16 protein-coding genes are annotated in these 15,835 nt (G+C 37.1%); all 16 read left to right on the top strand.

Annotated elements, in window-relative coordinates; translation table 11 throughout:
* Positions 1 to 53 precede the first annotated feature (53 nt).
* Positions 54 to 392, top strand: a complete 339-nt coding sequence (locus RV17_RS12315; protein ID WP_010826055.1) for a hypothetical protein — start codon at positions 54 to 56, stop codon at positions 390 to 392.
* A 44-nt stretch (positions 393 to 436) separates the two neighbouring features.
* Positions 437 to 844, top strand: coding sequence for a hypothetical protein (locus RV17_RS12310; protein ID WP_071869361.1), 408 nt, complete (start codon positions 437 to 439; stop codon positions 842 to 844).
* A gap of 78 nt (positions 845 to 922) precedes the next feature.
* Complete coding sequence (locus RV17_RS12305; RefSeq protein ID WP_071869360.1) at positions 923 to 1,123, top strand: hypothetical protein; 201 nt, start codon at positions 923 to 925, stop codon at positions 1,121 to 1,123.
* 210 nt (positions 1,124 to 1,333) lie between these two features.
* Positions 1,334 to 3,106 carry a glycoside hydrolase domain-containing protein gene (locus RV17_RS12300; protein WP_071869359.1) on the top strand — a complete coding sequence of 591 codons (1,773 nt, stop codon included), beginning with the start codon at positions 1,334 to 1,336 and terminating at the stop codon, positions 3,104 to 3,106.
* A 21-nt stretch (positions 3,107 to 3,127) separates the two neighbouring features.
* Positions 3,128 to 4,216 (top strand): hypothetical protein, encoded by a 1,089-nt coding sequence (locus RV17_RS12295; protein WP_071869358.1) that lies wholly within the window; start codon positions 3,128 to 3,130, stop codon positions 4,214 to 4,216.
* A 14-nt stretch (positions 4,217 to 4,230) separates the two neighbouring features.
* Positions 4,231 to 4,812 carry a hypothetical protein gene (locus RV17_RS12290; protein ID WP_071869357.1) on the top strand — a complete coding sequence of 194 codons (582 nt, stop codon included), beginning with the start codon at positions 4,231 to 4,233 and terminating at the stop codon, positions 4,810 to 4,812.
* 212 nt (positions 4,813 to 5,024) lie between these two features.
* On the top strand, positions 5,025 to 5,447 hold the full coding sequence (locus RV17_RS12285; RefSeq protein WP_010826048.1) for an RNA polymerase sigma factor: 423 nt from the start codon (positions 5,025 to 5,027) through the stop codon (positions 5,445 to 5,447).
* Positions 5,440 to 5,685, top strand: a complete 246-nt coding sequence (locus tag RV17_RS12280; RefSeq protein WP_010826047.1) for a helix-turn-helix domain-containing protein — start codon at positions 5,440 to 5,442, stop codon at positions 5,683 to 5,685. Before RV17_RS12285 ends, RV17_RS12280 begins: the two co-directional genes overlap by 8 nt.
* A 729-nt stretch (positions 5,686 to 6,414) precedes the next feature.
* Positions 6,415 to 7,938 (top strand): site-specific integrase, encoded by a 1,524-nt coding sequence (locus tag RV17_RS12270; RefSeq protein ID WP_067624262.1) that lies wholly within the window; start codon positions 6,415 to 6,417, stop codon positions 7,936 to 7,938.
* Between the two features lie 95 nt (positions 7,939 to 8,033).
* A complete protein-coding gene (gene ylqF, locus RV17_RS12265; protein WP_067484988.1) occupies positions 8,034 to 8,894 on the top strand; it encodes a ribosome biogenesis GTPase YlqF in 861 nt (286 codons plus the stop codon).
* Complete coding sequence (locus RV17_RS12260; protein ID WP_067484993.1) at positions 8,887 to 9,651, top strand: ribonuclease HII; 765 nt, start codon at positions 8,887 to 8,889, stop codon at positions 9,649 to 9,651. The genes ylqF and RV17_RS12260 overlap by 8 nt, the downstream gene beginning before the upstream one ends.
* A gap of 59 nt (positions 9,652 to 9,710) precedes the next feature.
* Positions 9,711 to 10,568 carry a DNA-processing protein DprA gene (gene dprA, locus RV17_RS12255; protein ID WP_071869356.1) on the top strand — a complete coding sequence of 286 codons (858 nt, stop codon included), beginning with the start codon at positions 9,711 to 9,713 and terminating at the stop codon, positions 10,566 to 10,568.
* Between the two features lie 129 nt (positions 10,569 to 10,697).
* Positions 10,698 to 12,776, top strand: coding sequence for a type I DNA topoisomerase (topA, locus tag RV17_RS12250; protein ID WP_067484998.1), 2,079 nt, complete (start codon positions 10,698 to 10,700; stop codon positions 12,774 to 12,776).
* Positions 12,777 to 12,794: 18 nt separating this feature from the next.
* Entirely contained in the window at positions 12,795 to 14,117 is a 1,323-nt protein-coding gene (gene trmFO, locus RV17_RS12245) for an FADH(2)-oxidizing methylenetetrahydrofolate--tRNA-(uracil(54)-C(5))-methyltransferase TrmFO (protein WP_071869355.1), read from the top strand.
* Positions 14,118 to 14,352: 235 nt separating this feature from the next.
* A complete protein-coding gene (gene xerC, locus RV17_RS12240; RefSeq protein WP_071869354.1) occupies positions 14,353 to 15,252 on the top strand; it encodes a tyrosine recombinase XerC in 900 nt (299 codons plus the stop codon).
* Positions 15,253 to 15,284: 32 nt separating this feature from the next.
* Positions 15,285 to 15,833: an HslVU peptidase proteolytic subunit gene (gene hslV, locus RV17_RS12235; RefSeq protein WP_067485006.1), complete on the top strand. Its 549-nt coding sequence runs from the start codon at positions 15,285 to 15,287 to the stop codon at positions 15,831 to 15,833.
* The last annotated feature ends 2 nt before the right edge of the window (positions 15,834 to 15,835 follow it).

Below are 15,835 nucleotides of genomic sequence, written 5' to 3'. Positions count from 1 at the left end.
AAATGTGTCCAAGATATTGACTCAAATCCAAACAAACAAATGGAGGTTTAGTAATGAAAAAAATTTTATTATCCACCGTTGTTGCAGCATCAATGTTGTCAGTGTTAATTGGGGTTCCTGATGTTAGCGAGGCTGCCGTTAACCAGAATATTGGAGAAGTATCTCCGAGAATAAAAGTTGCAGAAGTTCCGTACCTTCAATTTATACGAGAAAAATACGTAGGTGGAAGATGGGTTAACTGGACTTCTGAAACATTGAGTACTACAACGATTAGATATCAAACTTCTTTTACTGCTGTAAAAAATCCATATGATGAAGAAGTTTGGTATAACCAGGATGGAACACCAAGTACAAGAAGTTACTATGTTCGATACACCTATATTCTTAATTAATTTGTTGTTTAAGAAAATATCAAATAGATACGGGAGGTTTTAAAATGAAAAAGGCATTTATTCCAGTGTGCACACTACTTTTACTAATTAGTTTAGGTGCACCAGCAATAAGTAATGCAGAAGAAACAAGTGTTAAGTCGACATCTTCAAAAGAGTTGTTATTTAATGGTTTTGTTCAATTTACCCCAGAAATTGTTGAGGATGGAATTCAGCCTAGAATAAAAGTTGCAAATCTTAAATATAAGACACAAGCCTTTTTTATACGGGCAAATGCTAGTTCGCCATGGGTTCTTCAATCAGAACAAGTTTTTTCAACTACTGAAGTTAGATACAACACTGGGTGGAGAACGGAATACCGCATTGATTCAGTAAAAGAATATCCTGCCAATGAAGCGGGGGAACCAAATGTACTAAGATTTGAAAATAGAACATATAAATACACAGGCTATTAAAAAGGATGTGGAATGCGATAACTAAAGCCAGAGAGGCCGCTGCCCGCTCTGGCTTTTATTGAAGGGAGAGAGAAAGTTATGGCTGATCCTTGGGTAAAAGAAGTACAGGAATGGCTAAATGATACTTACAGTGGTTTTTCTGGGTGGGGTTCAGTTCCAGAAGATGGAAAAACAGGTTGGACAACGATTTATGGTTTAATTCGTGGGGTACAACACGAACTAGGCATTCGTGCGTATGCAGATAACTTTGGGACGACAACTCAGCAGAAATGGGATTAACAGGTACCATCCATACTTTTTGAGGGAAAAAAAAGTAATATTATAAAGCTTATGGAAGGGGCTATGAGATGCAAAGGAGTTGGAACAGGTTCCTTTAAGGATACTTTTGACGTATATACTGATTATGGCATGAAACAACTTAAGTCGCAGGCTGGTTTTGAAAATCCTGATGCTACTTTCTCGTCTATGTGAGCTAAAGCATTATTCGATATGAGTGCCTTTACTCTTGTACAGCCTGGAACTAGTGAAACAAGGCAAATTCAGCAAACACTTAATAGAAAATATTACAAATGGACGGGTATTCTTCCTTGCGATGGAATTTACCAACGTGCTACCAATACGGCATTAATTTATGGAATTCAAGTAGAAATCGGCATTGGAGACATAGCTAATGGATATTTTGGAGATGGTACAAGAGCAAATTATTTAAAATGTTATAATCAAGACTTAGAAAATTATCCTAATCTAGTATTGCTTATTCAATTTGCGTTGTATCAAAATGTTCAGAATATCTTTTATGGAACAGTCCCTTTCACAGGAAATCTTGATTCTGATACAAAATCAATTATCAGTGAATTTCAAAATTTTATGCAATTAAAAGAAGTTCAGAGTGGGATGCCAGATCTGCGGACGTTATTATCGATGTTACAGTCAAATGGAGATACATCAAGGGCTGCTTCAGGGTGCGATACGGCACAACAATTAACTGCTACACAAATTTTAACTCTTAAACAAAATGGATACGATATAGTTGGACGGTATCTTACCGGTACGGCTGGAGGAGAATTCATTCCAAAAGGTCTTACTAGGGAAGAATGTTTACTATTGTTTGAAAACGATATTAATATTTTTCCAATCTTTCAAGATAATATTTATATCCCAAAACCTAGTTTGTTTTCAGAACCTAGAGGAGTTGGAGATGCTAGAAAAGCGATATCAGCTGCTAGAGGATTAGGAATACCAGAAGGACAAATAATATATTTTGCAGTCGATTGTGACTGTCAAGGTTGGGAAATTTCAGAATATATTATTCCTTATTTTACAGGTATTATGAAAGCAATGTATGATTCTGGTTATCACTACGGTATTTACGGAACAAGAAACGTGTGTACTACGGTTGAAAAAGCCATGTCCAATGAAATATTATCATTAAAGTCTATTTTTGTTTCCAATATGTCCAGTGGTTTTTCAGGGAATCTCGGCTTTCCTCAGCCTGAAAATTGGGCATTTGATCAGTTTTATGAACCAAGTGGCGGAATTGGTTCTGGTGTTGGAAATGTTTTAATAGATAAGGTAGCTGTTTCTGGAAAAAATACAGGTTTTTCGCAATTAACTAATGGATTGTCGATGTTAGATAGTTTTGCAGATTTATTAGGGTATAAAAGCTTAATCGGGGAAGAGATAAGGGCAGGACAAGAATATCAATTTAGTTTATGGACTCTTCCGGCAGATATTGATGTTACGATTTCATTTATGAATGAATTGTCAGTTCTTGGAGAGTCAAGTTTAGTACTTGAAGTAGAAAATGGCGTTTTATCTCCGAAGGCAAAACTCGAATTAGATAACTATATTGATGGTATCGAAAATACTAGTTATGTTGAGAATGCTATAGATGGTTTTGTATCTGGAATCCGATATGAAGATGTGTCATTTGAAGTAGAATTGAAATCGGACCGTAGTTACTCTATTAAGGTAATCGTAAACTCAAAAGAATTTGATTATAATGGTGTTAGTTATACGGTATCAGCTGAGATTGAGATTGAAGTCCATGCAAGATTCTTTGATATCGATGGAATTGATGAAGTTGTTGATGAGGCGATGAAGAATGTGCCGGTAATAGCAGCGTCTCTTGTGTTGGGGTTGTTGTTAGGGGCCTTAATTGTGGGCAGTGGAGGAACTATAATAGCTGCGGGGGCTACGGAAGCAATCAAACAAATCATTGCCTTTTTTGGAATGCTAGCACTGCCAACTAGGAAAAAATAATTTTGGGGAGAGGTTGAACCTATGAAGAATGAACAGGCTTGTAAAGAGTTGCGTAAATCGAATAATGTATTCAAGCAATTTTTGAAGTATCAACTTCTCCAAATTGTGGTACTTTACTCTGTTGCAAATCTAGTATTTTTATTTTTTCCAGATGCGCTTTTTGGGACATTTAAAATTGTCTTATTATTTATTTGGATTGGGTTTCCACTATTACCTTGCATCTTAATAGAACAACGATTTATTAAGCGAAATCTTGTTTTTTTAAAGGAAATTTTTTTGGAGCCTGTAGTGGAGAAGGAAAAATTATATTTTCGGTTTATCGAGGGTGAAGTTTCTATGGACTTAGAAATGCTATCTAAACATAGAGATCAAATAGTGGTAGGTGTGGATTATGTCTTTATATATTTTAGTGAACTTCAATTGCATTTGCCTGTCCAAAAAGAAGAGATAATGAAAGAAGCACAGTGGCGTGATTTGATAGATAGTCCAAAGGAAAAGCAAAATCGTGTAAAGACCTTAAAAGTACAGAGAAAAGATAAAAATCTATCTTATAACTTTCGCTACGTCACAGAAGTCGCTACTTCTGACGTAGCGGTTTTGCTGACTAAGTTTTGGTGTATTTGTTTTTGTTTAACTATCTATTGGATTGCTTTACTTGCTTTCTTTTTGCCAATCCTATTACCAACGGGTCAAAAAGTATTTATCGTATTGCTTTTGGCAATTAATGGCGGATACAGTTGGTTTCTTTCACTGTCGAATAAGAGGAGACGTGATGTATTATTAGGTTCACCAACTTTTAGCGAACCATTTCCTACATTTCAAATTCAAGATGATTTTCTTGTTTACCAGTTAGGAGGCAAATCCGGTACATTTGCCCTATCAAAAATCAGTCTTGTGAATGAACGAGCTGCCAATGTTTTTTCAGTGAAACTGGGAAAAATTTATTTTTACGGCAGTGATTTCCCCTCGAAGCTTCCTTGGGGGGATTCTAGATGGGAAATTAGTCATAAAAAGGGACACCTTTTTCGCAATAGAAATCTTATTTTGGTTAATTTCATGTTAGTAGTTGCTTATTGTGTGTTCTTTCAATTTATTTTGAGTTTATTTTGACTGGAGGAGTGAATGTGAAAAAACTTTTGTTAGGCTTGTTGGCAGTGTGTTTCTTAGGTGGCTGCTCTACCCAGGAGGATCCCGAGGATGTGACCTATGACTGGACGCCACCTTTTGAAGATGTTAGTTGGGGGATGGGAGAAGATGAGGCTATGGAGGCCTTAGACTTGGATGCGGAAGAGGCGGCGCTGGATGTCACTCCCGAAAAATATCAGGTATTCTCTTTTACCAGTGCCATGGAGTCAGAAGTGGGGATGGCTGCTCCGGACTTGGTCTTTGAGCCGGGCTTTGGCTTGATTGGCGTGACGTTGCGCTATATGCCGACAGAGGAGGAAGCTGCGGAGACTTTGACGAAGCTGGAAGCGGCCTATGGGAAAAGCGATGATGGCACGTGGTCGGGGACGAAGTTTGGCGACTTAGGTTTGTCCGAGGAGCAGGTTGCGGCCTTCAAGGAAGAAGACGAGGAAATCAGTGACAATGATTCGATTGTTACGATTCTATTGAATCAAGATAATCTAACGGATAATTACCAAGAATGCGTGTTTGAAGGAAAAGCAGCGGCAATACTCGAACACGTTCTACAAAACAATAACTAGATAATTTTTAAAAAATCTATTTATTGTTGCTAACTAAACTAATGTTCATTATGAATTTTTTTATGAAGCGTATAGACAAATTTGTCTGTGCGCTATTTTTTTGAAAAAAATTCCGATTCTTCGAAAAATCTACCTGTCCAAATTGTATTAGTAGTGGAAAGGGGAAAGCAATGAGTTAAAAAATCTTCGTTTGAACATGAGGAGGAAAGAATATGGAAGATTCATTGGATTTCCGCATTGTACAAATTTTTGATAGCTTTTGTAAAACAGTCATTCGAAATGAAGCACGGAATATCAAAAAGCAATACGCCAGACTTCGAGAACGGCAAGTCTCATTAACTGAATTACCAGAATCAGCTTTAACATCTTTTCAAGCCAAAAATACTTCTATAGAGAATAGTGAGGTTTTTCTAGCTCTAGGCATGGAACTATTAGTCGAAAATCTCGATGTTGCAGAAGCAATTCATCAACTCAGCGAACCCAAACGAAAAATTATCTTACTTTATTATTTTGCGGGATTCAACGATCGTGAAATAGGGGAAGTAATTGGAATGAGTGTTGGTGGTGTGTGGTACCAACGAAGGAAAGCCGAAGAAGAGTTAAGGAAGTATTTGGAGGAAAAAAGCTATGAATAATGACACTAACAAGGCGGTTTCTTCATTAGAAGTAGAGACAATTGTTTCGGCAGTTTCTGGGGAGCCGGTGGCAATCACGAAGGTTCTTCAACACTATCAGAAGTATATTATCAGACTTTCATTGCGAAATAACTATGAAGTTGGTTCTATATCGCCCGTTTATGTTGATGAGTTTTTGCGTAGAAACTTGGAAACCAAGCTGATTGAAAAGATCCTGACCTTTGATGTCAGTCGCTAGTAGTGCCTTCCTCTTTCCAATTTTCATTCTATGGAAGTTTTTTAGATTCATTTCTAGAAGATTATCATAGGCTGAAAAGCCATGTTCATTGAAATTTGAATATAAAATCTATCAGTACGTTAGTTTTTTAATCTTACATTTTATTACGCCAGGAGGAGCGAATGATCGGAGCGACAGAAATAGTGAAATGTAAAGATGAAAACTAGATAATGATACTTCCGTAACCAAATTGGCCCGCCATTACTGGGGGGAGGTGAAATTCCTATGTGCTTTAGCAGAGCAGCTGATAGATTGGAGTCCTTTCGAATTGATTCTGGTTGCCTAAAAAAGAAATAGGAAGGTAATTTAGTTGTGTATAGTATGTACCATTTAAATAGAAAGGAATTGAACTTTCTGATGAAACTTACTAAAGATGAAGATTTAGAGACAGAGTGGACTAACAAAAAAGGGTTAATGAAAAGATATGAACATCTGAATATCAATACGCTGAGTCATTGGTTGATGGAGATGAGAAGAAGCAAGGATTTTAGAAAATACGTCATTAACCCAACTCCAAAATTGGTTTGGATAAACATTAATGGATTTCACGAATTTTTGAAATATAAGCAAAGAACCAATTACCGGTAAGTCGCTGTTAAAAGAAAGTTGGTGTGATAAAATAGTAACTGGAGGAGAACTATTGCATGTTTTTGTAATCAATATCACACCAACCTATAGGAGTGATTTGATATGGCATCACATGTAAAATTGCCAAGTGGAAATTATCAATGCATTAGCCGATATACTAATCCTTTAACTGGAAAGAGAACAAAAATTACCCTGACTTATTCTGGTAGCACTCGGAAAGCTCAAAGAAATGCTGAACGTGAATTAGAAGACAAGATAGATCGAATTTTAGAGGAATATGAATATGTCCGACCAGATGGAATATTACGTTTCTCTCAACTTGTTGAAAAATGGTTTGAACATTGGCAAGTTGGTGTTAACGAAAGAACGTTAGAACGAGAAAAGTTAGTGATTCAAAGGGTAAAGGATTTAATTGATGGTGATATTTTAGTTGAAAGTATCACACCATTATTACTCGAAAAATTGTTAACTGATTATCAAAAAAAATACGATAGTTCCTATTCTACGATGATTCATATTAAGAGTACTCTAAATAAAATCTTTCGATATGCAGTAAAACATCGTATTTTAGTTTATTCTCCCATGTCTGTTGTCGAGTTGAATTTACCTCGAGAAAAGAAAATGGAACCTAAAATAAGAAGAAAACTAAAATATCTCGAACCACATGAGCTAAATGCTTTCCTAACAGAGGTTAAGAAATCGGTGAATCCAGTTTATTACCATCTCACTTTATTCTTAGTGAATACTGGACTTCGAATTGGAGAGGCAGGAGCTTTAACAGCAGATGATGTAGATTTTGAAAATCGTAGAATAACAGTAACGAAAAATCTAATTCAAACTGGTAAGGGGAAATTTGAGTATGGTCCACCTAAAACAGAAGAATCTGAACGGGTAGTCGGATTGTCCCAGGTAGCTTTGCAGAGCTTACTTGCTGCTATGAAAAAAAGCAAACAGCTAGATAAGAAATATCAAATAAAACCGTGGAAATCATATGTACAAACCGAATCAATATTCAGAACGTTAAACGGTGCGCCAGTTACTTCCAAATCATATCGAACGTTTATTCATAGAATTCAAGATGGTTTAAGAGAAAACTGCGAAAGTAAATATGGTTTTAAGTGGGTTAAAAATATTACTCCTCACTCTTTTAGGTTTATTAATATTACTTACTTAAAAGATAGTGATGGAGTTGATCCAAAATCAATCCAATCTCATGCGGGACATACAGATTTGAGAACTACAATGAACGTTTATGCTCAAACTTCGAATAAAGGTACAACACGAATTGTAAATGCTCTTGATCATTGGTTAGATAAAGATAATCCACTCGATTTTTATCCAGAGGTTTTCTGTAGTGAATATTCAAGTAAGCTCAATAAGATTTTGAGAGAAAATACAGATAAAAATGTAATCGAGTTTACTCTTGAAGATTTTAAAAAAGCTTTGGGGATTCCCCCAGAATACCAAACTAGACATTTAAAGAATAACATTATTCAGAAGATAAGTAGTGATTTGAGTGAAGAATGGCAAGCATTTGATATTGAAACAATTTATGGTAAAATGCGAAAGACACTAGGTTACAAGATAACGTATGGAGACAATCTAGTGTTGAAGGGCGATCTTTAAACTGTCCCATGCTTGTCCCATGCATAGTATTTTACCTAAATTTCTATAAATCAAGGCCTTTAAAACCTTGGTATGAAAGGAGTGGACTTCATAATATGACCATACAATGGTTCCCGGGACACATGGCGAAAGCTCGTCGTGAAGTTTCTGAAAAAATGAAATACGTTGACATCGTTTTTGAGTTAGTGGATGCGCGTTTACCGTTGTCATCAAGAAACCCGATGCTCGATCAAATTATTCAACAAAAACCACGTATCGTTTTATTAAATAAAGCTGATTTGGCTGATCCACAACAAACAAAGCAGTGGCAAGAATATTTCAAAAAACAAGGTCACGCTGCATTAGCAATCAATGCACAAGAAAACAAGGGCGTGAAGGGACTGATTCCGACCGCCAAAGAAGTGTTAAAAGAAAAAAGAGCAAGAGATGCTGCTCGAGGATTGAAACCCCGTGCAATTCGAGCAATGGTTTTAGGAATCCCTAACGTTGGAAAATCGACATTAATGAATCGCTTAGTTGGAAAAAAAATTGCACAAACAGGGAATAAACCTGGAGTGACGAAAGGGCAACAATGGTTACGTCATGGAACGGAACTAGAATTATTAGATACACCAGGAATTCTTTGGCCTAAGTTTGAAGATGAAGAGATTGGGAAAAAGCTGGCATTGACTGGTGCAATCAAAGATCAATTACTTCACTTAGATGATTTGGCCATCTATGGCTTGGACTTCTTTGCCCGTTATTACCCAGGAAGAATTCAAGAACGTTACCATTTAACAGAAGAGCAGGAGCAGGGTCTTGCGCCAGAAATTTTGATGGCGGTCACGGCTAAAAGAGGCTTCAGAGATGATTACGCTCGTGGAAGTGAACTAGTTGTGTTTGAAATCAGAGATGGCAGATTAGGTCGCTACACGTTAGATCGCTGTGAAGAAATGGGGCAAGAAGTGAATGAGTGAGTCGATTCAAGCCATTAAGGAAAAATTAACAACAATCACTTCCTTGACTGATCCTTCACTTGAATATTTGAAGCAAGATCCGCGAAAAGGGGTACAACAAGCACTCAACTCTTTAGCAAAGCGGCTTGAAAAAGAGGCTAAAATCAAAGAAAAGTATCAAGAAATGTTTGTTTTTGAAAAACAAGGATATGCCAATGGTCATCAATGGATTGCTGGCATTGACGAAGTTGGTCGTGGACCATTAGCTGGCCCTGTCGTTGCAGCAGCAGTTGTCTTATCGAAAGATGAAGAAATTCTTGGCTTAAATGACTCTAAGCAGCTATCTGAGAAAAAACGTGAATTACTTTATCAGGAAATTCAAGAGAAAGCTTTGGCTATTGGAATCGGGATTGTTGACGAAAAAGTGATCGATGAAGTAAACATTTATGAGGCAAGCAAGTTGGCAATGATTCAAGCAGTTGAAAAATTAACTGTCCAGCCAACCTACTTGTTGATTGATGCGATGAAATTAGATTTGCCCATTCAACAAGAAAAACTAATCAAGGGAGATGCACGCTCTGTTTCGATTGCTGCAGCGAGCATCATTGCTAAAGTTTATCGCGATCGTTTGATGGCAGATTATGACCAATTGTATCCAGGCTATGGATTTGGTCACAATGCGGGCTATGGAACAAAAGAACACTTGATTGGTATGGAAAAACAAGGAATTACACCAATTCATCGTCGGACATTTGCTCCAGTCAAAAAATATTTATAAAAATTTAAACACACCTTTTGCGTATCTTATTAAAAAGAAAGCAAGAGGTGATTTTTTTTATGGAAAAAATAAAAGAATATTTATTACGTTTGACTTACGCAAAAGGGATTAGTAGCCAGGGAAAGTGGCAAATACTTCAGTACTTATTGGCAAATCCAGAAGTACGCTTAACAATAGAAGAGATTTGTAAGATTGCCTCTATTACGATTCATCGTGAACTGTTTCGACAAAGCTGGTTGGAGGTCGAAAATCACTGGGAAACAATCAAACAAAACCAACAGTATATTACTTGTTTGGACCCATGCTATCCCTCACAATTATTAAATTTGACATATCCTCCCATTCTATTATTTTATCGAGGGGACCTATCGTTATTGACGTATAAAATGGTGAGCGTTGTTGGAGGAAGACGATCGTCAGTTCTTGCAAAGAAAACAGTTCTTCAGCTCTTACGTCCAGTGATTGCTGAGGGTTACGTGATTGTGAGTGGCTGTGCCAAGGGAATTGATACATATAGTCACTGTGCGGCAATTAAAGAAGGTGGACGAACGATTGCTGTTGTTGGAACAGGCTTGGAAAAATTTTATCCAAGAGAAAATGAACAATTACAAAGGAAAATTGCTGAGGAGCATTTGCTGTTAAGTGAATATCCGCCAGAAGCAGGACCAAGGAGACACCGCTTTCCGATGAGAAATCGAATCATTGCTGCCTTATCACTGGGTACTTGTGTAATCGAAGCAAGGAAAAAGAGTGGCTCACTAATAACAGCACAGCAAGCATTAGATTTAGGCAAGGCTGTTTTTGCCGTCCCTGGAAATGTTTTAACAGAACACTCTGAAGGCTGTCATCACCTCATTCAAGATGGGGCAATTTGTACGATTTCAGGACAGGATATTTTAGCAGAATTGAAAGAATAACATCACATTTCCCATTTGCTTTCCTTGACAAACGATTTCTGAATGGATATGATTAGCTACGATTTGTAGGAAACCTCTAGTATAAGTATATATAGTAGGAACTCGACAATGAAAGGAGTCCATTCAAGAATGGCATATAAATATTTAGTGATTGTAGAATCACCAGCAAAGGCCAAAACAATTGAAAAATATTTGGGCCGAAATTATAAAGTAATGGCAAGTGTAGGCCATATTCGTGATTTACCAAAAAGTAAAATGGGAATTGATGTCGAAAATAATTATGAACCTCATTATATTTCTATCCGAGGAAAAGGCGATGTTATTAAAAGTTTAAAATCTGCGGCTAAAAAAGCGCAGAAAGTTTATCTCGCAAGTGACCCGGATAGAGAAGGAGAAGCGATTGCTTGGCATCTAGCCTATTTATTAGGATTAGATCTTGAAGACAAAAATCGTGTCGTTTTCAATGAAATCACTAAAGATGCTGTAAAAGCTGCGTTTAAAGAACCTCGTTCAATCGATGTGGATTTAGTTGATGCACAACAAGCACGCCGCGCATTAGACCGATTGGTTGGCTATTCGATTAGTCCAATCCTTTGGCGTAAAGTGAAAAAAGGATTAAGTGCAGGACGCGTTCAATCTATTGCTTTAAAAATTATCATTGATCGTGAGCAAGAAATCCGCGAATTTATTCCAGAAGAATACTGGAGTATCGATGGAAACTTTAAAAAGGCACGTAAGAAATTCAAAGCAAACTTCTGGGGAATCGATGGCAAGAAGAAAAAATTACCAGATGCAGAAGCTGTGAAAGAAGTCACTGCTAGAATTGATGGTCAAGACTTTGAAGTGAAAAAAGTTGAAAAGAAAGAACGTAAAAGAAATCCAGCCAATCCATTTACTACGAGTAGTTTACAACAAGAGGCTGCACGTAAATTAAATTTCCGCACAAGAAAAACAATGATGGTTGCACAACAACTATATGAAGGAATCGCATTGGGAAAACAAGGAACAGTTGGTTTGATTACCTACATGCGTACCGACTCAACGCGGATTGCTGACACAGCCAAAGCAGAAGCAGCTTCATTTATCCAAGAAACATATGGTGATGAATTCTCTGCTCACGGAAATAAAAAGGTAAAAAATGCTCAAGGCGCACAAGATGCCCATGAAGCAGTAAGACCAACTAGTGTTTTGCGCACACCTGATGAAATCAAACAATATTTAGATAAAGACCAATTAAAATTATATACATTGATCTGGTCACGTTTTGTTGCCAGTCAAATGACACCAGCGATTTTAGATACAATGAAAGTTACTCTAGACCAAAACGGTGTCATCTTTATTGCCAATGGTTCAAAGGTCAAGTTCAAAGGATTCATGCAAGTTTATGTTGAAGGTCGCGATGATGGTAAAGAAGACAAAGAAAACATCTTGCCTGAATTAATTGAGGGAGACATTGTTCAATCTGTGGACATCGAACCCAAACAACACTTTACGCAACCACCAGCAAGATTTAGTGAAGCAACGCTTATTCGAGCATTAGAAGAAAACGGTGTGGGTCGTCCATCAACTTATGCGCCAACATTGGATACGATCCAACGCCGCTACTATGTCAAACTGACACAAAAACGTTTCGAACCAACGGAGCTAGGAGAAATCGTTAACTCATTAATTGTTGAATTCTTCCCTCAAATCGTTGATATCCATTTCACAGCGGAAATGGAAAATGACTTGGATAAAGTGGAAGAAGGAAAAGAAGCTTGGGTCCAAGTAGTTGATCGTTTCTATAAACCTTTTGAAAAAGAATTAAGTAATGCAGAAGAAAAAATGGAAAAAATTCAAATCAAAGATGAACCAGCTGGATTTGATTGCGATGTCTGTGGGCATCCAATGGTGATTAAATTAGGAAAATATGGTAAATTTTACGCATGTAGTAATTTTCCAGAATGTCGTAATACCAAACCAATCGTGAAAGAAATCGGTGTTACTTGTCCCGTATGTCATGAAGGCCAAGTGATTGAACGTAAATCCAAGAAAAACAGAATTTTTTATGGTTGTTCTCGTTTCCCAGATTGCGAATTTACTTCTTGGGATAAACCAGTGGGCAGAAATTGTCCGAAATGTGATCAATATTTGGTTGAGAAGAAAGTTAAAGGTGGCAAACAGGTTGTCTGTGTAAATGGCGACTATGAAGAAGATGTTCAAAAATAATCGAAAAGAGGTTTTTACTTGAAAACTGTAAATGTAATTGGTGCCGGCCTTGCCGGAAGTGAAGCAGCTTGGCAAATTGCACAAGCTGGAGTTCCTGTTCGTCTATATGAAATGCGTCCAGTTAAATCGACGGAAGCACATCATACTGAAAATTTTGCGGAATTAGTCTGTTCTAATTCTTTAAGAGGAAATAGTTTAGCAAATGCTGTTGGCCTATTGAAAGAAGAAATGCGTCGCTTGAATTCCGTAGTGATTACTTCGGCTGACGAAACAGCTGTTCCTGCTGGTGGCGCATTGGCAGTTGACCGAGATTCATTTTCAGAAACGATTACTCGAAAAGTGAAAGAGCATCCACTAGTAACGGTTATCAATGAAGAAATAACCAAAATACCAGAAGGCATTACTGTTATCGCAACCGGGCCGTTAACTTCTCATCCATTAGCAGAAGCAATCAAAGAATTTAATGGTTCAGATGGTTTTTATTTTTATGATGCTGCTGCACCAATTATTGATAAATCAACGATTGACATGGACAAAGTATATTTGAAATCACGTTATGATAAAGGTGAGGCAGCTTACTTGAACTGTCCAATGACAGAAGAAGAATTTACTGCGTTCCATGATGCGTTGGTTCATGCAGAAGTCGCAGAATTAAAAGCATTTGAAAAAGAAAAATATTTTGAAGGTTGTATGCCAATTGAAGTAATGGCACAACGTGGATTTAAAACGATGCTATTTGGTCCAATGAAGCCAGTTGGACTAGAAGATCCCAAAACGGGCAAACGCCCTTATGCTGTCATTCAATTGCGCCAAGATAATGCAGCTGCTTCTCTTTATAATATTGTTGGCTTCCAAACTCACTTAAAATGGGGCGAGCAAAAGCGAGTATTCCGCATGATTCCTGGTTTAGAAAATGCTGACTTTGTACGTTATGGTGTCATGCATCGTAATAGTTTTATGAATTCACCAGAATTATTGAAACCAACTTACCAATCAGCGAAGCGCGAAGATTTATTTTTTGCAGGTCAAATGACTGGTGTTGAAGGGTACGTGGAAAGTGCAGCTAGTGGGTTGTTAGCTGGAATCAATGCTGCACGACTTGCAAAAGAAGAAGAGCTTGTTGTCTTCCCACAAGAAACAGCGATTGGAAGTATGGCGTACTATATCACGCATGCCGAAGGAAAACATTTCCAACCAATGAATGCAAACTACGGGTTGTTCCCAGAACTACCTGAACGAATTCGTGATAAAAAATCACGTTATGAAGCATTAGCAAACCGAGCATTAGCAGCTAATGAAAAAGTGATTGCAGAATTAGCTTCGCTTATTCCTGCAAAATAAACAAAAAAACGAAGCGACTTAGTAAGTTATGATTGAGCTATTCATAATTTACTAAGTTTTTTGTCGCGTAAAATGAATGCTTCACTGAAAAATTAGCGAGAAAAATGAAAACAAAACGAAAAATTGTGCGAATTGTGAACAAACTTAGAAATATTGATTAAATTCTGACAATTTATTTGTTTTTTTATAAGGGCTATGCTAAATTTATTTCTGGGATTGTAAGGAAGGTGAAAAAATGGCAGAACAAAGCTGGGAAGAAAAGTTTCTACGCTATTTGATTGTTGAACGAGGATACTCGGATAAGACGCGTCAAGCATACAAGGAAGATATTGATGACTTCAAAGATTTTCTAAAAGAATCTGGTGAGGAAAATTTGTTGAGTATTGATCACTTAGATGTGAGAGTCTATTTAGGTTTTTTATCAGATAAAGAATACAGTAGAAACACAATTAGCAGAAAAATTGCCAGTTTGCGTTCATTTTATCAATATCTTTTAAAAGAAGAACTGATCGAGGAAAATCCTTTTTCTTATGTCCATTTAAAGAAAAAAAATATTCGGTTACCGCGCTTTTTTTATGAAAATGAAATGCAGGCTTTGTTTGAAAGCGTTGCTGGGGATAAACCGTTGGACTTCAGAGATCGAGCAGTACTAGAAGTTTTATATGGTTCTGGTATCCGCTTAAGTGAATGTAGTGGGTTAAAGGTTAAGGACCTCGACTTTCAAGCAGAGGTAATGTTGATTCATGGAAAAGGAAACAAAGAAAGATATGCGCCACTGGGATCCTTTGCTCAAGAAGCTTTACAAGAATATTTTGAAAAAAGTCGTTCGTTCTTGATGAATAAATACCATAAAGAGCACGATTTTGTTTTTGTTAACCACCATGGTGATCCAATTACACCAACTGGAATCGAATATATACTAAATCAGATAATCAAGAAAAGTAGTTTAGATAGTGATATTCATCCTCATATGTTGCGTCATACGTTTGCAACGCATTTATTGAACAATGGTGCAGATATGCGGACAGTTCAAGAATTATTAGGGCATGCGAATTTGTCTACAACTCAGATTTATGCCCATGTGACGAAAGAAAGTTTACAAAAAAACTATCGCTCTTTTCATCCACGAGCGTAGCAAGGATATTATTTTATTAGGAGGGTCTACAAATGGTAGAATCACAATTTCATTCAACCACGATTTGTGCAGTTGAAAAAGACGGAAAATTTGCAATGGCTGGAGACGGTCAAGTAACAATGGGAGAATCTGTTGTTATGAAAGGAACAGCTCGCAAAGTTCGCAGAATTTATAATGACGAAGTTGTTGTTGGTTTTGCTGGAAGCGTAGCAGATGCCTTTACTTTGGAAGAAAAATTTGAAGGTAAACTGAATGAATATAATGGCAATCTACAACGTGCGGCTGTTGAGTTAGCACAAGAATGGCGAACACAACAATCCATGCAGAAATTAGAAGCAATGTTGATTGTTATGAATGATAAGGAAATGCTGTTAGTTTCTGGAACAGGTGAAGTGATTACACCAGATGATGGTATTTTAGCCATTGGTTCTGGCGGAAACTTTGCGTTAGCCGCTGCACGTGCAATGAAAAATTATGCACAAAATGAGATGAGTGCAAAAGAGATTGCTGAAAATGCGTTGAACATCGCAGCGGATATTTGTATCTTCACAAACCATAATATCATTGTAGAAGAATTATAAGA

This window comes from Enterococcus thailandicus, assembly GCF_001886265.1.
GTDB classification, from domain to species: domain Bacteria; phylum Bacillota; class Bacilli; order Lactobacillales; family Enterococcaceae; genus Enterococcus_B; species Enterococcus_B thailandicus.
This window is presented reverse-complemented; position numbering and strand designations above follow the sequence as displayed.